This is a genomic window from Acidobacteriota bacterium (assembly GCA_020845575.1).
GTDB lineage: Bacteria > Acidobacteriota > Vicinamibacteria > Vicinamibacterales > Vicinamibacteraceae > Luteitalea.
On record JADLFL010000053.1, the window covers coordinates 34,467 to 53,827 of the forward strand.

The following is a 19,361-nucleotide window of genomic DNA, read 5'->3' on the forward strand; positions in this document are numbered from 1 at the left end:
GCGCACCACCTACACCTGGTGTCGCCGGTGGTGGTGCAGGTGCCTGACCGCGGCCACGAGCGCTTCGCACGAGACAGGCTTGGCGAGGTGCGAGTGGTAGCCGGCCTCGAGCACGCGGCGCTTGTCTTCCTCGCGCACGAGTGCCGTCAGCGCGACCGCCGGGGTGTCGGCACCTTCGTCGTTCGGCAGGCCACGCACGTTCCTGATGAACGTGAGACCGTCGGTGCCGGGCATGCCGATGTCGGCCACGACCACGTCGGGCCGTTCGTTGCGCACGAGACGCAGGCCATCGTCGGCGTCCGCGGCGGTGATGACGCGAGCCCCCGCGTCCTGCAGGAACACGCGCGCCACATCGCGCGCGTCGGCATCGTCATCGACCACGAGCACCGTGAGACCGCTGGCCGGGGCCGAGACGGCGGTTGCCGGTGCGGCGCCGTCAGCGGCGTCTGATCCGTCGAGCGAGCCACGCGCGTCCCGTGAGATGGGTAGATGGACGGTGAACGTGGCGCCGTGGCCCTGACCTCCGCTGGCCGCCTGCACGGTCCCACCGTGCATCTCCACGAGTTGTCGCACCAGTGAGAGACCGATGCCGAGCCCGTTGTGACGGCGGGTGGTCGAGCCGTCGGCCTGCCTGAAGCGATCGAAGACGTGCGGGAGAAATTCGGGTGCGATGCCCTGGCCCGTGTCGCTGACGCGCGCGCGCCAGAACCCGTCTGCCTGAACGATCGACACGCGCACCTTCCCGCCCGGCTCGGTGAACTTCACCGCGTTCACGAGCAGGTTCCAGAACACCTGCTGCAGTCGTTCCGGATCGCCCATCACGAGCGCGCCGGCCTCGGGCATGTCCTGCTGCACCTGTACCTGGCGTGCCGACGCCGCGGGCGTCACGGCAAGGACGGCTTCGCGGACCACAGCCGTGAGATCCACCGTCTGCGCGTCGAGGCGCAGCCGTCCGGCACTCATGCGGCTCAGGTCGAGCAGATCGTCCACCAGTTGCGCCTGCAGCCGCGCGTTGCGGGCGATGGTGGCCAGGCCCGACTGCCAGGCGTCTGGCGTTCGCGGCCCTGCCTGCAGGATTTGCGTCCACCCGAGAATCGCGTTGAGCGGTGTGCGCAGCTCGTGCGACACGGTGCCGAGGAATTCGTCGCGGAGGAGGGTGGCCTGTTCGGCTTGCTCACGGGCCGCCCGCTCGCGCGCGAGGAGCTTTTCGCGTTCGAGTTCGGCCCGTCGGCGGTCGGTGATGTCCATCGTCACGCCGTACAACCGCGTGATGCGTCCCGCCGCGTCGAACTCCGCCCGCGTCGTCTCCTGCAGGTGGACGATGCCGCCGTCGGGACGGCGGACGCGGTAGACGAAGGACACGGTGGGTGACTGCGGAGACAGCGCCCGTCCGGCAGCGTCCATGATCGCCACGTCGTCTTCGTGGAGCAGGCGCCGGTAGGCGTCTTCCGTGCCGCCTTCCGCTTCTTCGGGAGACAGACCGAGGATCTCCGCGCACTCGGCGGTCCGCGTGACGCGGCCCGTCGTCGCATCGAAGTCGAACCCGAACGATCGCGCGGCGGCGAGCGCCATCTGCAGGCGTTGCTCGCGATCGCGCACGGCTCGCTCGCCACGCCGCTCGTCGGCGACGACAGCGAGCACGAGACAGGTGAACGACGCGGCGATGGCAAATTGCTGGAGCAGGATGGTGCGTACGCCGGGTTCCACGTTGGCGCCCAGCCATCCCATACCCATCGTGGTGCCGGCGATGCCGATCACCGTGGCCGGCAGCAGGGCGAGCGTCGCGCCGCGTACGCCGAACGCGAGGCTGCTCCACAGCAGCAGCGGGAATACGAGCCAGGTACCCACCTGGATGTCGGTGGTGAAGAAGAAGGCCCAGATGCCGGCGACCGACGTCGCGGCCACGCTGCCGATGAGGTGCGTCCAGTATCCGAGGGACTGTGGGAATCGCTCGCCTGATCCCCAGGCGAGCATGAAGGGCGTGACCACGAGGACGCCGCCCACGCTTCCCAGCCACCACCGGAGCCAGGTGCCGCCGAACGACGCGAGTTCACCGACCAGCGAGAGGGCGGTCACGCCGAGCGTCGCGCCGACCAGCGACGACCCGAGACCGCCACCGATGGCCAGCCATAGCACGTCGCGCAGACGAGTGAGGCCGGGGTCCACGCGGCCCCACCGCATCAGCAGCCATGCGCCGACCCACGCCGTGATGGCATTGGTGCTGCTGATGGCCAGGGCGAGTGGTGCGCCGCGCCAGGTCTCGTCGAACGCGAACGCGATGACGCGGCCGAGCAGGATGGCCGGCCAGTACTGGCGTCCGAAGAGGAGCAGGCACCCCAGCGCCGCGCCGACGCCCGGAAAGATCGGCGTGCCCGCTTGTCCATCGCTGGCCCAGAACGCCGAAAACCTGATGGAGACGACGTAGACCGCCGCCACGACCAGCGTGATCGCCGCCGCCTGCGCGATGGAGAACCGGGATGCCGGGGCGTGCGCTGACGCGTGGGGCACGCAGGGATTCTATGCCCTCATGCCCGCGTGGCCGTCACGTACTCTTCGTAGGAACCCTTCCAGTCCTCCAGATGGTCGTGCGTGAGGTGCCACACGCGTGTGCCCACTTCCTCGATCAGATCCTCGTCGTGCGTGACCAGGAACACGGTGCCGTCGTACTTCTGGAGGGCAACGTTGAGTGCGTTGATCGACTCGAGGTCGAGGTGGTTCGTCGGCTCGTCAAGGACGAGGACGTTGGGCTTCTGGAGCATCAGGCGGCAGAAGAGCAACCGCGCCGTCTCGCCACCCGAGAGGGCCGCCGTCGGCTTGTGGCCTTCCTCGCCGCTGAACAGCATCTGGCCCAGCAGACCGTGGATGTCCTGGCGATGGGCGTCGGGCGCGAACGAGTGCAGCCACTCGACGGCCGTCGTGCCGTGCGGGATCGCGCCCGTGTGGTCCTGCGCGAAGTAGCCCACCGACACTTCGTGGCCCCAGCGGACCGTGCCCTCGTCACGTGCGGCGGGATCGGCGTCGACACCGGGCGCATCGGCCAGCAGCGCCTTCAGCAGCGTGGTCTTGCCCACGCCGTTACGACCCACGATCACGACCTTCTCTCCGCGATTGACGACGGCCGCGAAGTCGCGCACGACGTCGAGGTGCTCGTACGACTTCGACACGTCCCTGCATTCGAGCGCGAGCTTGCCCGACGGCCGTTCGATCGCGAACTTGATGTACGGACGCTGGATGTTGGAGCGTGCGAGATCGGTGGTCTGCAGCCGCTCCACTTCCTTCTTGCGCGATGTCACCTGGCTCGAACGCGTGCCGGCGGAGAAGCGCGCGATGAATTCGTTGAGCTGCGCGATCTTCTTCTCGCGCTGCGCGTTGTCGGACTCGATCTTCGACCGGATCTGCGTCTTGGCGACCACCATGTCGTCGTAGCCGCCGGTGTAGGTGATGATCGTCTCGTAATCGATGTCGGCCGTGTGCGTGGACACGGCGTTGAGGAAGTGACGATCGTGCGAGATCACGATCAGCGCTCCCTCGTACCGCACGAGGAAGTCCTTGAGCCAGTGAATCGAGTCGAGGTCCAGGTGGTTCGTGGGCTCGTCGAGGAGCAGCGCCTGCGGCTGGCCGAACAGGGCCTGCGCGAGCAGCACCCGCACCTTCTGGCCGCCCTGCAGCTCACGCATCGTGCGCGTGTGCAGTTGGTCGGGGATGTCGAGGCCGGCGAGCAGGATCGCGGCGTCGCTCTCGGCGCTGTAGCCGTCTTCTTCTCCCACGATGCCTTCGAGCTCGCCGAGGCGCATGCCGTCCTCGTCGGTCATGTCGGCCTTCTCGTAGAGTCGATCGCGCTCCTCGAGTGCCGACCACAGGCGCGCGTTGCCCATGATGACCGTGTCGACCACGCGATAGTCATCGAAGGCGAACTGGTCCTGCCGCAGCACGCCAAGCTTGGCCGGACGCGTGACCGAGCCCTTCTGAGGCTGGAGGTCGCCCGTCAGCAGCTTCATGAACGTCGACTTGCCGGCGCCGTTCGGTCCGGTCAGGCCGTACCGGCGGCCCGCAGAGAAGGTCGTGGTCACATCGTCGAAGAGGACCTTCGACCCGTACCGCATGGAGACGCCGTGGACTGCAATCATGGGAAGCCTCGCGGCACCTGCCGCAAACTCACCATTATAGCTCCCGGCCACGGGCAAGCCGGCAACTGGCCACCGGGAGGGCCGGCCCTCCCGGGCCCGGCAGTCCCGGCTACCGACCCTGGATCAGCTCGCGCAGAGCGAGACGGCCGCGGTGCAGGCGCTGCTTCACGTTGTCTTCGCTGATCCCCACGATCTCGGCGACCTCACGCGTCGACAGCCCTTCGAGGTCCCGCAGAACGAGGATCTCGCGCTGCGTATCCGGGAGGCGCAGGAGGGCCTGACGCAACTGGGCGCGCTGCGATTCGGCGTCCAGCAGGCTCTCCGGCGTGGGTGTGGACGCCGCCGGCTCGGCGACGCTCGGCCTGTCGTCGCCGTCTCGCGCGTCGAGCGACAGCATGTGCGCCGGTTCGTCGACGCGCTTGCGTCGGCTCAGCAGACACGCGTTGCGTACGGTGCGGAACAGCCACGTCCTGAACGCCGCCGGATCCCGAATCGCCCCGGCGTGCCGGTAGGTGCTGACCAGCGCTTCCTGCGCCACGTCCTCCGTTTCGTCGGTCCTGCCGCACACAAGGAGGCTGTAGCGCTTGGCGAAACCCTGCGCGCGCAGGAGCAGACGCTCCATGGCGTCCTCGTCACCTTGCGCCGCCGCGCGGATCAGGTTCGCGTCGCCCTCGGGACCTGTCACCTTTTCGCGCGGCGTCGTATCCATGCCTCTGATGATACGAAGCTCTCTCCCGGCGGTCATGTGCGCCGGCCTCGTGCTGGCGCCGGCCGGCCATGGATCTGCCCACGGGCAAGCGCTGCTCACGGTCGTCGATGCCGTCGCGCGGGCGACCACGCAGAACCCCGACGCACGCATGGCCGACATCGCGGGCCATGAGGCGGCGACGCGCGTGGCGCAGGCGCGGGCCGGCCTGTTCCCGCGCGTCGACGTGACGGACATGTGGCAGCGAGGCAACCAACCCGTCTTCGTCTTCGGTTCGCTCCTCGGCCAGCAGCGCTTCACGGAGGCGCACTTCGCGATCCCCTCGCTGAACAGGCCCGACGCGATCGACAACTTTCGTGTGGCCGTGGCGGCCGAACACCTCGTCTACGACGGGGGAGCCGCGCGTTCCCGCATCCGGGCTGCGAGGCTCGGCGTGATGCAGGCCGACACCGACGTCGTTGCCGTGAGACAGGCGCTCACGCTCACGGTCACGTCGGCGTACGGGGCAGTGCTCCAGACCGTGGCGGCCGGCGCCACTGCACAGGCTGCCCTCGATGCCGCCGATGCCGACCTCGCGCGTGCGACGGCGCGTCGCGACGCGGGTCTGGCCACAGACGCCGATGCGCTGGCCGTGGAGGTTCACCGAGCGCGGGTTGCGGAGATGCGGTTGCGCGCCTCGCTGGCAGAAGACCTCGCTCGGGCGGAGCTGAATCGCGTGATGGGGGAGCCCCTCGACGCGCACTTCACGCTCGAACTTCCGCCAGTGTCCTCGGCCCCGCCGACCGCTGACGCTGGCGCACTGGAGACGGAGGCCGTCGCTGGTCGGCCGGAACTGCGTCGTGCAGCGCTCGATGTCGACGTGTCCGGCAGCCGGCTCGCCGAGGCTCGCGCCGCGTATCGACCGCAGGTGTTCGCGCAGGCGGGTTGGGAAGGCAACGGTGGCGCATGGCACGACCGCGCCGGAAGTTGGGGCGTGGGCGCGGGCGTGCGGCTGAACGTGTTCCGCGGCGGTGCGGACCGTGCGCGCGTCGCGGAAGCCGAACATGCCGTGCAGCGCGTCCGCGTGGCGCGGGAGCAGATCGAAACGGCGGTCAGGCTCGACGTCCGTGCGGCGGTCGCGCGGGTAGAAACCGCATACGCGCGCCAGACACTCGCGGCATCGGTTGTCGCGCAGGCACAGGAGCGCCAGCGCATCGTGCGCGACCGCTACGAACAGGGACTGGCTGACGTCACGACGCTGCTGCAGGCCGCCGAGGCCGTCATGCAGGCGCACGAACAGCAGACGCGTGCGCGCGTTGACGTTCTGATCGAACGCGCGTCGCTGGACAAGGCAGTGGGGCGATGACGATGGTCAGAAGAGTGATGTCGCCGGTCGGTGACCGGCAATCGGCAACCGGCAACCGGGCAGAACAGAGTGAAGGGACGTCAGTCATTGGCTCTGATAGGGCCGGCTCACCGAGCCCGGCCACTCCGCGATGGACGATGGGGCTCGTGGGAGTCGCTGTCGCGGCGTTGGCTGCCGGATGCGGCGGTGACCACGCGCCCGCGCCGACGGTCGAGCGCGATGCGCTGCGCGTGGACGTCGTCGAGGTGACGGCGGCACCGCGACCGTCGGTGGTGGAAAGCGGCGGCCTGGTGCAGGCGCGCACGACGGCGGCCATCACGAGTCACATCATGGCGACGGTCCGCGAGGTGCGTGTGGTGCCAGGCGACACAGTGCGGGCGGGACAGGTGCTCGTCGTGCTGGACGATCGCGATATCGCGGCACAGGCACGCAGCGCCGAGGCGGCTGCCGGTGCCGCGAGCGACGCCGTCGTGGCGGCGACAGCCGAACGGGCTGCCGCCGATGCGGCGTTGACGCTCGCGCGTGCGTCCCACGGTCGACTCGCGGCACTCGCCGCGCGCAAGTCGGCCACGGCACAGGAACTCGACGAGGCAACGGCCGCCCTGCGCGCAGCGGAGCATCGACTCGCAGCGTCAGACGCGCGCGTGGCGCAGGCGCGCTCCGCACTCGGTGGTGCGCGAGCGGCGGGTGAAGCCGCACGCGTCACCGCCGGCTATGGGCGCATCGTCGCGCCGTTTGCCGGCGTCGTCACCGAGAAGCTCGTCGAGCCCGGCAACATGGCGATGCCAGGTACACCGCTGCTGCGCATGGAGGAGCAGGGCGCCGCTCGTCTCGACGTCCGCGTCGACGCGTCGCGCGTGGCGGCCGTCGAGTCCGGGCAGACGGTGAGCGTGCGCATCGACGCAGACGAGCCGATCTCGCTCGATGGTCGCGTGACGGAAGTGTCGCGCGCCATGGACGCCGATTCGCGCGCGTATCTGGTCAGGATCGCCCTGCCTGTCGATGCACGCGTGCGGACGGGGATGTTCGGACGCGCGCAGTTCGCCGGACCGTCTTCGGCGTCGCGCGTGGTGCCCGCATCAGCGGTGCGTCGTCAGGGCCAGGTGGCATCGGTGTTCGTCGCGGAAGGCGGCGTCGCACGTCTGCGACTCGTGGTGGCCGGCCGTCCCGCGGCCGACGGCATCGAGATCGTGGGCGGCCTCGCGGACGGCGACCGTGTCGTCATCGCACCGCCGCAGACGCTCGTCGACGGCAGCCCGATCAGGACGAGGAGCGAATGATGGGTGCGCTCGGCATGGCTGGCCGTCTCGCGGCGGCCTTCGTCCACTCGAAGCTGACGCCGCTCGTCATCGCCGCGTCGATGGCGCTCGGCGCGTTGGCCATCGTCGCGCTGCCTCGCGAAGAGGAGCCGCAGATCATCGTGCCGATGGTCGACGTGTTCGTCGACCTGCCCGGTGGCACACCGGCGGAAGTCGAGCAGCGCGTCACGCGGCCGCTGGAGCAGATGCTCTCGGAGATCCCGGGCGTCGAGTACGTCTACTCGACGTCGAGCCCGGCCCGCGCCATGGTGATCGTCAGGTTCGAGGTGGGCGAGGACCAGGAACGCGCGCTTGTCAGGCTGAACCAGAAGCTCGCGAACGGACGCGACAGGATTCCGGCAGACGCGCAGGGCCCTGTCGTTGCGCTGCGATCGATCGCCGATGTGCCGATCCTGGGCGTGACGCTGTGGTCCACGCGCTACGACGACCACCAACTCCGCCTGCTTGCCGCACAGGTGCAGGAAGCCATCAAGGAAGTCCCGGACGTATCGGACGTCTCCATCATCGGCGGGCGTCCGCGCGTGGCGAGCGTCGAGATCGATCCGGCGACGCTGGAGGTCTACGGACTCGATCCGTTGCAGGTGCGTCAGGCGATCCTCGGCAGCGTGCGCGCATCGGCGAGCGGGCCGCGCGTCGGCGAGCAGACGGCAGCACTCGACGCCGGCGTGCGTCTCCAGTCGATCGACCAGCTGCGAGACGTCGTGGTGGCGTCGCGAGCGGGCCGGCCCGTACGCGTGTCTGACCTGGCCGTCGTGGCGGACAGGGACGCGGACCCCACGACATACGTGCGCCATCACTCACGCGACGCCGGCGGCGCGCCGGCCGTCACGATCGCGGTCGCCAAGCGTGCCGGCACCAACGCCATCGACATCTCGCGACACGTCAAGGCGCGCGTCGACGACCTGCGCGGGTCGCTCCTGCCCGCCGACGTCCACGTGGCCATCACGCGCGACTACGGCGAGACGGCAGCCGAGAAGAGCAACGAGCTGCTGTACCACATGGCCATCGCCGTCGTATCGGTGTCGATCCTGATCTGGCTCGCGCTCGGACGACGGGAAGCCGTTGTCGTGATGGTGGCGATCCCCGTCACCCTGGCGCTCACGCTGTTCATGTTCTACCTGTACGGCTACACGCTGAACCGCATCACGCTCTTCGCGTTGATCTTCTCGATCGGCATCCTCGTGGACGACGCGATCGTCGTCGTGGAGAACGTGGTGCGGCACGCCCGGGCCCGAACGGGTGAAGCGAACGGTCTGGCGGCCGTCGCCATTCAGGCCGTGGACGAGGTGGGCAACCCGACGATTCTAGCCACGCTCACCGTCATTGCCGCCATTCTGCCGATGGCGTTTGTTGGTGGCTTGATGGGGCCGTACATGAGGCCCATCCCGGTTGGCGCGTCGGCGGCGATGGTGTTCTCGCTCGTCGTGGCGTTCGTCGTGACGCCATGGGCCGCCGTGCGGCTTTTGCGACCCTCCGAGGGCGGGCACGGCAACGAGGAAGACCGGCTGACGCGGTGGTACCGCGTCGCGATGGGGCGCCTCCTCGCGCGTGGTCAGACGCGGGCGTTGTTCCTCGGGGGCGTGGTCGTGCTGCTCGTGGTTTCAGCTTCGCTCGTGCCGCTCGGGCTCGTCGAGGTGAAGATGCTGCCGTTCGACAACAAGAACGAGTTCCAGGTGATGGTCGACCTGCCCGAAGGGACGCCTCTCGAGGTCACGTCGCGCGCCGTCGATGAACTCGCGCGAGCCACGTTGACGGATCCGGCGGTCGCCAGTGTCCAGGGCTACGTGGGGACGTCGGCTCCCTACAACTTCAACGGCCTGGTGCGTCACTACTTCCTCCGGGCGGGATCGCATTTGGCCGACCTGCAGGTCAACCTTGTTGCGCGGGAGAATCGGGGCGATCAGAGCCACGACATTGCCAAGCGCGTTCGTGAAGCACTCGTGCCCCTCGCGACTCGGCTGGGTGCGACCGTGCAGGTTGCTGAAGTGCCGCCCGGACCGCCCGTGTTGCAGACACTCGTCGCCGAGGTATACGGCCCCGACGCTCCGCGCCGTCTGGAACTGGCGGGCGCCATTCGCGACGTGATGTCGACCACGCCAGGCGTCGTGGACGTGGACTGGTATGTGGAGACGGCGCAGCCAAGGTTCACGCTGGCGGTGGACGCCGAGCGGGCTGCGCGAGCCGGTGTGTCGGTGGCGGCGGTCGCGTCCGTCGTGAAGATGGCCGTGGATGGCGAGGCCGCCGGCTTCCTGCACGACGATCGCTCGCGTGAGACGGTGCCGATCGTGCTGCGGTTGCCACAGGCCTCGCTCGGCGGTCTCGACGCGCTAGGCAGTCTGAAGGTCGGTCCGTCGGGCACCGCACTCCGGGAACTCACTCGGCCGTCGACCTCGGTCGGGGACGCGAGCATCTACCACAAGAATTTGCAGCCTGTGACGTACGTCACCGGTGACGTAGCCGGCGTGGTGGAGAGCCCGGTGTATGCCATCGGCGCGCTGAACGAGCGGATTCGGTCGATTCCGATGCCGGAAGGCTACGACCTGGAGATCTTCAACGCGTCGCAGCCGTTCGACACGTCGAAGTACGCGATGAAGTGGGATGGCGAGTGGCACATCACCATCGAGGTCTTTCGCGATCTCGGCCTCGCGTTCGCCGCGGTGCTGATCCTCATTTACATACTGGTCGTGGGTTGGTTCCAGTCGTTCACGACGCCGGTGGCCATCATGGTGGCGATCCCGTTTTCGCTCGTCGGCATTCTGCCGGCGCATGCGGTCATGGGCGCCTTCTTCACGGCCACGTCAATGATTGGCTTCATTGCTGGCGCGGGCATCGTCGTGCGGAACTCGATCATCCTGGTCGACTTCATCGAGTTGCGCCTGTCCGAAGGGCTGGCGCTCACCGACGCCGTCGTAGAAGCGGGCGCGGTTCGGTTCCGTCCGATGGCGCTGACGGCTGCGGCGGTCGTCGTGGGGGCCGGCGTGATCCTCTTCGACCCGATCTTCCAGGGACTTGCGATCTCGCTGATGGCCGGCGAGGTCGCGTCACTCGCCCTGTCGCGTGTCACCGTGCCGGTTCTCTACTACGAGATCGCCAGGCGCCGCGCGCGGAGAGAGCCCGGGACGTAGCGCCGGTCCTCGGGACCGGCCGGGGCTCTGGGCCGGTCTGAAGACCGGCCCTCCACCTGAAGAGCGGCCCCGCACATGAGGACCGCCCCGCGCCGAAAGTGAAGGAATCCCGGCTGGAGCCCAGGGGCTTCCGCCTTTCGCTGGTGGAGCCCAGGGGCTTCAGCCCCTGGGTGGTGATGAATGGAGGCAACCATGACTGTTGAACGAGCACTACGTCTGTTGGCTGGAATCTTCGTGATGGCGAGCGTCGCCTTGGGCGTGCTCGTGCACCCGTACTGGTTTGGCCTTACCGCGTTCGTCGGCTTGAATCTGTTCCAGTCGGCGTTCACCAACTGGTGCCCGGCGATGACGATCTTCCGGAAGGCCGGCCTCAAGGGCTGAGTCATCGGCCGGTGTCCGCCGCCGACGTCGCCAGCTCTCGACGACGTTCGAGCAGCCGTGCGTGCACGCGACGGGCGCGCACGAGCAGGACGATGGCGAGGAGGAGCATTGGTGCGCCCAGGGCGGCGGCCATCAGCGTGGCGCGACCGCCTGAGGTGGCCCCCACCGCCAGTGTCCCGGCCACGAAGCACGCGCTGAATGTGACGGACATCCAGCCTGCTACCACGCGTTGCCGGGCGAACAGTACGTGTCGCCGAGTAAGCACCCACGAGGCGTAAGCGACCCAGCTGGCGGCCATGACCGTCATCACGGCAAACGCGGCATGTGTGCGGGCCGGCAGTGACGGTTCGGTGAGCCACAGGGACAGGAGGCCGATGCCTGCTGCCGACGCGACCAGCAGCAGCGCTACGTGGGCCGCGCGTGTGCGTGGCGACAAGGCGGCGGCCGCGAGCTGGTGGGCGTCGGGTGTGGGCATCAGCGGGCGAGTCGGAGTTGGCAGAGTGGTCGTCATGGTCGTGAGTCTCCTTTGTTGAGTTCCTCGCGCAGGAGCCGCCGCGCACGGTGCAGGCGTGACTTCACGGTTCCGACCGGTACGCCGAGGATCTCCGCGACGTCGGTGAGTGTCAGTTCCTGCAGATAGAACAGCGTCAGAACTTCGCGTTCGGTGACCGGCAGCCGCGCCAGTTCCACCTCGAGGGCATCGAGACCGGCGTGCCGATCCTCGGGCGGATCCTCTACCGCCACGTCGAGGGTGTCGATGGTCGCGGGGGCCGGTGTGCGGTATTTCACGCGCAGGCGGTCCATCACTGTCCGCCGCGCCACGCCGAACAGCCACGGTCGCAGCTTCGATCCGTCGCGCAGGCGACCGATCCCCCGGAGCACGCGCAACCAGACGTCTTGCGCGACGTCCTTTGCGGCCTCGTCATCGCCCACGAGGTGCCGCAGGTACCGTCCCAGCGGGGCGTTCCAGCGGGTGATAAGATCCTCGAGCCCTTCCGCCTCGCCCAACTGACAGCGGACGGCGATCCATTCGTCTTCCCGGGCGCTTCTGGCGTCTGGTTCAGTCTGCACGGGGCTCCCTTCCGCGTCCTACACTCCAACAGTCGTGGGCGTGGCCGGAAGGTTCACCTGGGGGAGGGAGTGGGCGGCAGCCCGGGGATACCGCCAGGGGCTGACGCCCCTGGCCTCCATGGACGCGCTACGCCACCGCGTTGGCCGTGGCGCCACCGATCAGCAGGCGCACGACATCGGCGGCGGTGTAGTCCGTGCGCCCGGCCTCCATGAACATCGCGATGTCGTTGATGGCGTCGCCGCTCGTGATGATCGCCGGTTCCACGGCGCGGCCGCGCACCTGGGGAAGGCCCATGGTGGCCACGAGCGCGTTGCAGATGCACTTGCGGCCGGCGACGTCTTCCGCGTGACCGCCCTTGGCCAGATAGGTTGAGACAGGCTCGGCCGCGCATCGGAAGGCCACGCTGCCGTTGGCGTCGCGATACGCCTCGCGCAGATAGCCGAGGTCGCAGACGCGAACCCGCGCGTCATAGACGGCGGGGTCGGACAGCGTGCCCGGCAGGTCGGCGACTTTCAGCGGGAACGAGGTCGGCGACGCCAGGGGATCGGTGAACACCGTGGCCGTCCCGCGGAGCGCCCGCTCGCGCAGCGCCTGTTTGTAGCTCGCGTGCAGACCCGACTCATCGGCAAACGCGAAGGCGGTGCCCACCTGGATGCCCTGCGCGCCCTCCCGCAGCGCATCCCTCAGGGCGGCCGGTGTGCCGAAGCCGCCTGCCAGCCAGAACGGGACCCCGAGCGCCCGCATCTTCTCCAGGTCCACGGCGTCGCGCTCGCCGTACACCGGTTCGCCCGCTTCGTTGAGCTGGAGCTTGCCGCGTGGAGGCGCGTTGTGTCCACCGGCGGTGTGGCCTTCGACGATGAAGCCGTCCACGACACCGTTGGACTTCTTGAGGAGCGTGGCGGCCAGGACGTGCGACGACACGATGGGCAGGAAGACCGGGCGCGCGAGCGTCGGCTTCGTGCCCTCGAGCACGGAGGCCGGATCGAACCGCATCAGCGTGTCGTCGTCGGGCTGTGCCCCGACCACATGGAGTGGATAGGTTGCCGGCTCGTGATTGACCAGGCGATCGATCGCCCCAGGGATCTTGGCCGGAATACCGGCACCCATCAGGATGTAGTCGACACCCGCGAGCAGCGCGCCGTAGATGGAGGGCAGGTGCGGCGTCTGGATCTTCTCGAGGTAGTTCATCCCGACGGCATGCGCGTGCCCCTCGCGCGCCAGCGTGACCTCGACGAAGTTGCCGGCGATGCAGAGGTCGATGAGCTCGGCCGGTTCATGCTGGGCGTGCAACGGCATCGGCCGGAAGGGTTGGTCGGGACTCTTGCCGCCCTCGATGAAGTAGCGCGACAGGATGCGATTGGCCAGGCCCGGCAGCGGCAGGCGCGCAAGGGCACGGCGGATGTGGCCGCCAGGGTCGCCCATCTGGAGCCGTCGCGCCAGCAGCACGTCAAGCGCGGTGCCGGACACCACGCCGAGCTGGCCGGTTCGTGACACGGCCTGCGCCAAGCGCCAGTCGGAGATGCCGACGCCCATGCCTCCCTGAATGATGATCGGATGTGGTCGCTGGGTCATGCTGATGGCGAGACGGACTCAGAAGCCAACGTACCGCGCGACGCGGTGCGTGCGTATGACCCCGATCATAACTCGGCGGCGGATCCCATATGATGACGGCGTGCCAGCCCCTTCCCCAGACGTTGTCGCACGGCTGCCGATTTTCCAGCGGGTCCCCGCGGAAGACCGCGCACGGCTGGCCGCTGCCAGCCGCGTCCAGACCTTCGAACGCGGCGAAGGGGTCTTCCAGGAAGGTGACGCGCCCACGACGTTTGCCGCGGTGATTGAAGGGCACGTCAAGATCTTCAAGCGCCTGGCCAACGGGCGCGACATCATCCTGCATCTCTGCGGCGCGGGGCAGATCCTCGGGTCGGTCGCCGTGTTCGAGGGCCGGCCGTACCCGGCCTCGGCCGAGGCCCTCGAGCGGACGTCGTGCCTCTTGGTGCCGCGGCAGGCGTTCTTTCAGCTGCTCGAGCAGTCGCCGTCGCTCGTTCGTGGGTTGCTCTCCGGGTTGTCGCTGCGCTTGATCGAACTCACCGACCGGCTGACGGAGCTCACGGGCTCGCAGGTCGAGTCGCGATTCGCCCGGCTCTTCCTGAAGTTGGGGGACCAGTTCGGGCGGCCGCACCCGGAAGGGATCTTCGTTCCGCTGGCCCTCTCCAGGCAGGAACTGGCCGACCTCACGGGCACGACGATCGAGACGTGCATCCGTGTGATGAGCCGCTGGGGCCGGGAACATCTGCTCATCACCGAACGCGACGGGTTCGTGCTCGTCAACCGCGCGGCGCTCGGAGTCCTCGCCGACGGCTCCTGATCCTGTTCTGATCCCATAAGGCCCAGCCCGAGGCCGCTGAGGTCGCCGAGACCTGTCGGGGGATTCTTCCCACGGCCGTCGTCTTTCCCGTGTTCGAGCACACGTCTCGTCCCGGATGGGCGGCCGTGACGAGAGGCGCGAACTTTGCAGTCACCCACGGCAGAGGAGCGTCCCGTCATGACTCGTCGCCGTCTTTTCGTTGCTTTGTTCGCCAGCGCACTCGTGCTCGTGGGGGCTTGGCCGGCACTGGCTCAAACACGCACAGGCAAACAGGTCTACGACAGCATCTGTCTGACATGCCACGGACCCGACGGCCGGGGCGGTGTGAACCTCGAACTCGAGAAGATCGTCAAGCCACCGGACTTCAGCGATTGTGCCTTCGCGGCTCGTGAGCCCGACGACGCCTTCCTCGCGGTGGCGCATAACGGGGGGCCGTCACGCGGATTCTCGCCGCTGATGGCGCCGTGGGGCGGCCAGTTCTCGGAAGCGGAACTGCAACTCGCCATCAGCCACATCAGGACGTTCTGCACGGACGATCGGTGGCCGCGCGGCGAACTGAACCTGCCGCGGCCGTTGGTGACCGCCAAGGCTTGTCCCGAAGACGAGGCCGTGGTCGCTGTGACATCGTCGGCGTCTGGCGTCACGACGAAGGTGCACTACGAGAAGCGTTTCGGGGCGCTCAACATGTGGGAAGTGGTAATTCCCGTGGCGTCTCTGGACGGGTCGAATGGCCGCGTGAATGGCCTGGGTGACATCGCGCTCGAGTATAAACGCACGCTCGCGCACAGCCTCGCGCGGGGGAACATCGTGAGCGTGACGACGGAGGTGAAGCTCCCGACGGGCAATGAGGACAAGGGGCTGGGCAGCGGCTTCGCCGTGTTTGAGCCGTTCTTGACCTTCGGTCAGGTGCTCGGCGGTTCTGGCTTCCTGCAGGCGCAGGCAGGCGTGGGATTGCCGTTGAAGAAGGGGACCGTGAAGGAAGCGTTCTGGCGGGCAGCGGTCGGGACCACGGTGGAGCAGGGCCGGTTCGGTCGCATCTGGTCGCCCATGGTCGAGATTCTGGGCGCGCGCGAGCTGGAATCCGGCGCGCCGGTTGAGTGGGACGTGCTGCCGGGCGTGCAGATGAGCCTCAACAAGCGTCAGCACGTGCGTCTGGCCGGCGGCGTGCGCATGCCTGTGACACAGCGGGATCATCGAAAGAAGAGCGCCATCGTGTATCTGTTGTGGGATTGGTACGAAGGCGGGTTCCTGCAAGGGTGGTAGGCAGACGGTGCTGTGGGTGCTGAAGGTGCTGGTGGTGCTTGGGGGGCGGTGCTGAGGTGCTGAAGGTGCCGGAGGGGCGAAGGGTGCCACGTATAGCAATCTCGCTGAAGCTCGTGGTGGCTCTGATGCTCGTGGGGGCTGCGCTCGCCGGCCTCAACGCTCAGACGCCGCCAGCGACAGTCGCTGACACCGAGGCTGTGGTGGCCAGGGCTACGCAGGCGATCCAGGAACTGCAAGCCACACTGATCGGTCGATTGAAGGCGGCGATGACCGAAGGCGGGCCGGCGGCAGCGGTTACCGTCTGTCGCGACGAGGCGCAGGCGCTCACCGCGACAGTGGGTGCCAAGTATCAGGTGGCCATTGGGCGCACGAGCCATCGACTGCGGAATCCGAACAACGCTCCTCGAGCGTGGGCCGTGCCGACCGTGTCGGCCGGTGCGGGTGTGAAGCTGGCCGACGCGCGACCGGCCACCTTGGCGCTCGGCAACGGTCGGGTCGGGCTGCTCCGGCCGATTGGGACACTCGACTTCTGCGTCACCTGTCATGGGCCGCGTGAGACCGTCAACGCGGCGATCGGCACCGTGCTCGCCACCGCCTATCCGAAGGACCAGGCCGTTGACTTTGCCGTTGGCGACCTGCGCGGCTGGATCTGGGTGGAAGTCGGGGAGTAGGCGGCGCTGACAGTCCACCCTGGGGCGTCTCGGTCGGCGTTCATCGTGGCTGAGCGGAACCAAACCATGTCTGCGGCCGTCACCTTCCAGGCATGGTGCACCACTTGGTCACGCGCTTCGAGGTTGCCCGACCACTCGACCAGGTCTTCGCGTTCTTCGCAGAGGCAGCCAACCTCGAACGGATCACGCCGCCTGAACTCAGCTTCCGGATCCTGACGCCCGGACCTATTGTGATTCGGGCCGGAACACTCATCGACTATCAGCTCCGGCTGTTCGGCGTGCCGGTCGCGTGGAAGACCGAGATCACGGCCTGGACACCTCCATATTCGTTCGTGGATCGGCAACTGAAGGGACCGTATCGCGTCTGGATCCACACCCATCGCTTCGAGACGACGCCGAACGGCACCGCCATCTCGGACCAGGTGCAGTACGAACTCCCCATGCCGCCCGTCGGTGATCTGGTCCTCCCGGTCGTGCGCCTCCAGCTGGCGCGCATCTTCGCGTTCCGCGAACAGGCGGTTCGGCGACTCCTGGCATGAACAACCTCCTTCGACTCGAAGGGCCACCCCCATGCGCCGAGAGCCCCGATGTGCTGAGGCGCCGATGGCGTATTCTCTTCCCGGGACTCACGATGTGTGATGTGGCGGTTTCGCTGTCCCATGCTCCGATGTCCCGATTCGATGTTTCGATGTGAAGATGTAACGATTCCGATGTGAAGATATCGGATGTAAAGATGTGAAGATGTTGTGAGGTATCGCCCATGGCCTTGTCCGATTTCATCCGCAGCCAGTTCATCGACATCATCGAGTGGACCGACGACTCGCGTGACACGCTCTCGTACCGCTTTCCCGACGAGGACAAGGAGATCAAGCGAGGCGCGCAGCTGATTGTTCGCGAGTCGCAGAACGTGCAGTTCGTCTACCTCGGGGAGTTCGGCGATCTCTTCGGGCCTGGCAAACACACGCTCACCACCGACAACATTCCCGTACTGTCGCGCCTAAAAGGGTGGAAATACGGGTTCGAGTCCCCGTTCAAGGCCGACGTCTACTACGTCACGGTCCGGCCGTTCACGGGCAACAAATGGGGTACGTCGAATCCGATCATGGTGCGCGACCAGGACTTCGGCATTGTCCGCGTCCGGGCGTTCGGGACCTACGACTTCCGCATCGTGCAGCCGGCCAGGTTCTTGAAGGAGGTCGCGGGCACCGACCATCATTTTCGTCTGGATGAGTTTGCTGACGTCATGCGATCACGACTGGTGAGCGTCTTCAGTGAGGCGATGGCTGAGGCCAAGGTGCCTGTGCTCGACATCGCCACGCGCTACAGCGAACTGGGCGAGGCGCTCCTGCCGCTGATCAATCCGATTCTGGTCGGTAAGTATGGGATCGAGATGTCGGCCTTCGTCATCGAGAACGTTTCAGTCCCGCCCGAGGTCGAGGCGGCCATCGACAAGCGGTCGAGCATGGCGGCGGTGGGCAACCTCAATGACTACGTGAAATTCCAGATGGCGCAGGGCCTGGAGAAGGGCGGGTCGGGCGCCGGCGGCATGGGCGCGGAGATGGCCGTGGGCTTCGCGATCGCGAAAGAGATGATGAACCAGGCCGGCGGCCTCGGCGCGCAGACGACGCCTGCGGCGGGTGCGGCGCCGGCTGCGGCTGCTGGGATTCCGGAAACGCTGGGGCCCGCAGATGCCGCGAAGGCGCTGGGCGTGTCCGAAGCCGATGTCATCGCAAGCCTCGAAGCTGGCGACATCAAGGGAAAGAAGATTGGCAGCCAGTGGCGCATCACCCGCGGGGCGCTGGCCGAGTTCCTCAAGTAACACGTGACCGAGCAGGAACGGCCCGAGGCATCGGCGTCGACCACGGTCGATCGCGTCGCCGCGGCGCGAGAGAAGTTCTCGTGTCCAGCCTGTGGCGGCGAGGCGCGTTGGAACCCTGACAAGCAGGCGCTGATCTGCCCGTTCTGCGGCACCACGTCGCCTGCCACGCTTGAGATGCGCGGCAGCGAGACCGTGGTGCTCGAACACGACCTGGTGGCCGCCCTGCGTGGCATCCCGGACGAGGCCCGCGGGTGGCGGGCCGAGAAGACGTCGGTCAAGTGTCAGAGTTGCCACGCCATCTCCGTGTTCGATCCGGACAAGATCAGTCGGCGATGCGACTTCTGCGGATCGACGGCGCTCGTGCCGTACGAGGAGGTGAAGGACGCCTTTCGGCCCGAGTCGCTCCTGCCGCTCCAGATCAGCGAGCCCAAGGCCCGTGATCTTCTGCGGACGTGGTACGGCAGTCAGTGGCTGGCGCCGAACGCGTTCAGCAAGAAGGCGCTCACCGATACGCTCAAGGGCGTCTACTTGCCGTACTGGACGTTCGACGCCGCGGTCGATGCCCACTGGACGGCAGACTCGGGCACGTACTACTGGGTACGCCAGGGCAACAAGCAGGTCAGGCAGGTGCGCTGGACGCCGGCGTCTGGTGATGTCTCACACGTCTTCGATGACGATCTGGTCTGCGCGTCGCTCGGCGTCGATGCCAGCCGCATGCGGCAGATCGAACCCTTTCCGACGACACACGGCCTGGTGCCTTACGACGCGGGGTATCTCTCCGGTTGGACCGTCGAGCGGTACCAGATCGATCTCGTCGCTGCCGCGCAGAAATCACGGCAGCAGATGGACGCGGCCTTGCGCGACCTGTGCGCCCGGCAGGTTCCAGGCGACACGCACCGCAACTTGGTCGTCAACGCGAATTACCGCAGTCAGACGTTCAAGCACATCCTCGCGCCGGTCTGGCTCCTGACGTACGTGTACGGCCGGAAGTCCTATCAGGTCGTCGTCAACGGCGTCACGGGTGAGATCGCCGGATCCCGCCCGTGGAGCTGGATCAAGATCACGCTTCTCGTCCTGGTCATCCTGGCCTTCGTCGCCGCGATCTACGCCTTGGACAGGTGAGGTCGGGTGCGTCAGGTACGACGGGTCCGTCGGGTACGTCGGGTAC

16 protein-coding genes are annotated in these 19,361 nt (G+C 67.6%); 10 read left to right on the plus strand and 6 right to left on the minus strand.

The features are described from left to right. Positions 1 to 9: 9 nt before the first annotated feature. From IT182_15435 to IT182_15445, 3 genes are all read right to left on the minus strand, one after another. A complete protein-coding gene (locus tag IT182_15435; GenBank protein MCC6164742.1) occupies positions 10 to 2,508 on the minus strand; it encodes an MASE1 domain-containing protein in 2,499 nt (832 codons plus the stop codon). 17 nt (positions 2,509 to 2,525) lie between these two features. Further along, entirely contained in the window at positions 2,526 to 4,127 is a 1,602-nt protein-coding gene (locus tag IT182_15440) for an ATP-binding cassette domain-containing protein (protein ID MCC6164743.1), read from the minus strand. 109 nt (positions 4,128 to 4,236) lie between these two features. After that, the gene (locus IT182_15445; protein ID MCC6164744.1) at positions 4,237 to 4,836 is read right to left on the minus strand and encodes an RNA polymerase sigma factor; all 600 of its coding nucleotides are present in this window, start codon (positions 4,834 to 4,836) and stop codon (positions 4,237 to 4,239) included. 34 nt (positions 4,837 to 4,870) lie between these two features. Between IT182_15445 and IT182_15450 the strand changes: the two genes are divergently transcribed. The 4 genes from IT182_15450 (at position 4,871) to IT182_15465 (ending at position 11,003) form a co-directional block, all read left to right on the plus strand. After that, positions 4,871 to 6,178, plus strand: coding sequence for a TolC family protein (locus tag IT182_15450; protein MCC6164745.1), 1,308 nt, complete (start codon positions 4,871 to 4,873; stop codon positions 6,176 to 6,178). Between the two features lie 146 nt (positions 6,179 to 6,324). Further along, positions 6,325 to 7,458, plus strand: a complete 1,134-nt coding sequence (locus tag IT182_15455; protein MCC6164746.1) for an efflux RND transporter periplasmic adaptor subunit — start codon at positions 6,325 to 6,327, stop codon at positions 7,456 to 7,458. After that, positions 7,458 to 10,622, plus strand: coding sequence for an efflux RND transporter permease subunit (locus tag IT182_15460; protein MCC6164747.1), 3,165 nt, complete (start codon positions 7,458 to 7,460; stop codon positions 10,620 to 10,622). The genes IT182_15455 and IT182_15460 overlap by 1 nt, the downstream gene beginning before the upstream one ends. 192 nt (positions 10,623 to 10,814) lie before the next feature. Next, positions 10,815 to 11,003 (plus strand): DUF2892 domain-containing protein, encoded by a 189-nt coding sequence (locus tag IT182_15465; protein ID MCC6164748.1) that lies wholly within the window; start codon positions 10,815 to 10,817, stop codon positions 11,001 to 11,003. A gap of 1 nt (position 11,004) precedes the next feature. Here the strand turns inward: IT182_15465 and IT182_15470 are convergent, their stop codons facing one another. The 3 genes from IT182_15470 to IT182_15480 all read right to left on the minus strand — a co-directional run bounded on the left by IT182_15470 (position 11,005) and on the right by IT182_15480 (position 13,647). Continuing rightward, positions 11,005 to 11,514, minus strand: a complete 510-nt coding sequence (locus IT182_15470; GenBank protein ID MCC6164749.1) for a hypothetical protein — start codon at positions 11,512 to 11,514, stop codon at positions 11,005 to 11,007. Then, positions 11,511 to 12,074 carry a sigma-70 family RNA polymerase sigma factor gene (locus IT182_15475; protein ID MCC6164750.1) on the minus strand — a complete coding sequence of 188 codons (564 nt, stop codon included), beginning with the start codon at positions 12,072 to 12,074 and terminating at the stop codon, positions 11,511 to 11,513. Before IT182_15475 ends, IT182_15470 begins: the two co-directional genes overlap by 4 nt. 127 nt (positions 12,075 to 12,201) lie before the next feature. Further along, positions 12,202 to 13,647: a nitronate monooxygenase gene (locus IT182_15480; GenBank protein MCC6164751.1), complete on the minus strand. Its 1,446-nt coding sequence runs from the start codon at positions 13,645 to 13,647 to the stop codon at positions 12,202 to 12,204. Positions 13,648 to 13,747: 100 nt separating this feature from the next. Between IT182_15480 and IT182_15485 the strand changes: the two genes are divergently transcribed. From IT182_15485 to IT182_15510, 6 genes are all read left to right on the plus strand, one after another. Continuing rightward, positions 13,748 to 14,440, plus strand: coding sequence for a Crp/Fnr family transcriptional regulator (locus IT182_15485; GenBank protein MCC6164752.1), 693 nt, complete (start codon positions 13,748 to 13,750; stop codon positions 14,438 to 14,440). Positions 14,441 to 14,617: 177 nt separating this feature from the next. Then, complete coding sequence (locus IT182_15490; GenBank protein MCC6164753.1) at positions 14,618 to 15,703, plus strand: cytochrome c; 1,086 nt, start codon at positions 14,618 to 14,620, stop codon at positions 15,701 to 15,703. A gap of 83 nt (positions 15,704 to 15,786) precedes the next feature. Next, entirely contained in the window at positions 15,787 to 16,374 is a 588-nt protein-coding gene (locus IT182_15495) for a DUF3365 domain-containing protein (GenBank protein MCC6164754.1), read from the plus strand. 92 nt (positions 16,375 to 16,466) lie between these two features. After that, positions 16,467 to 16,913: an SRPBCC family protein gene (locus IT182_15500; GenBank protein ID MCC6164755.1), complete on the plus strand. Its 447-nt coding sequence runs from the start codon at positions 16,467 to 16,469 to the stop codon at positions 16,911 to 16,913. Between the two features lie 221 nt (positions 16,914 to 17,134). Further along, positions 17,135 to 18,193 (plus strand): SPFH domain-containing protein, encoded by a 1,059-nt coding sequence (locus tag IT182_15505; protein ID MCC6164756.1) that lies wholly within the window; start codon positions 17,135 to 17,137, stop codon positions 18,191 to 18,193. Positions 18,194 to 18,196: 3 nt separating this feature from the next. After that, positions 18,197 to 19,315, plus strand: a complete 1,119-nt coding sequence (locus IT182_15510; GenBank protein ID MCC6164757.1) for a zinc ribbon domain-containing protein — start codon at positions 18,197 to 18,199, stop codon at positions 19,313 to 19,315. Positions 19,316 to 19,361 lie beyond the last annotated feature (46 nt).

Coding starts and splice junctions, on each gene's coding strand:
- IT182_15480 (MCC6164751.1), bottom strand. CDS start 13,647: ATGACCCAGCGACCACATCCGATCATCATTCAGGGAGGCATGGGCGTC.
- IT182_15465 (MCC6164748.1), top strand. CDS start 10,815: ATGACTGTTGAACGAGCACTACGTCTGTTGGCTGGAATCTTCGTGATG.
- IT182_15445 (MCC6164744.1), bottom strand. CDS start 4,836: ATGGATACGACGCCGCGCGAAAAGGTGACAGGTCCCGAGGGCGACGCG.
- IT182_15500 (MCC6164755.1), top strand. CDS start 16,467: ATGGTGCACCACTTGGTCACGCGCTTCGAGGTTGCCCGACCACTCGAC.
- IT182_15505 (MCC6164756.1), top strand. CDS start 17,135: ATGGCCTTGTCCGATTTCATCCGCAGCCAGTTCATCGACATCATCGAG.
- IT182_15450 (MCC6164745.1), top strand. CDS start 4,871: ATGTGCGCCGGCCTCGTGCTGGCGCCGGCCGGCCATGGATCTGCCCAC.
- IT182_15470 (MCC6164749.1), bottom strand. CDS start 11,514: ATGACGACCACTCTGCCAACTCCGACTCGCCCGCTGATGCCCACACCC.
- IT182_15440 (MCC6164743.1), bottom strand. CDS start 4,127: ATGATTGCAGTCCACGGCGTCTCCATGCGGTACGGGTCGAAGGTCCTC.
- IT182_15460 (MCC6164747.1), top strand. CDS start 7,458: ATGGGTGCGCTCGGCATGGCTGGCCGTCTCGCGGCGGCCTTCGTCCAC.
- IT182_15490 (MCC6164753.1), top strand. CDS start 14,618: ATGACTCGTCGCCGTCTTTTCGTTGCTTTGTTCGCCAGCGCACTCGTG.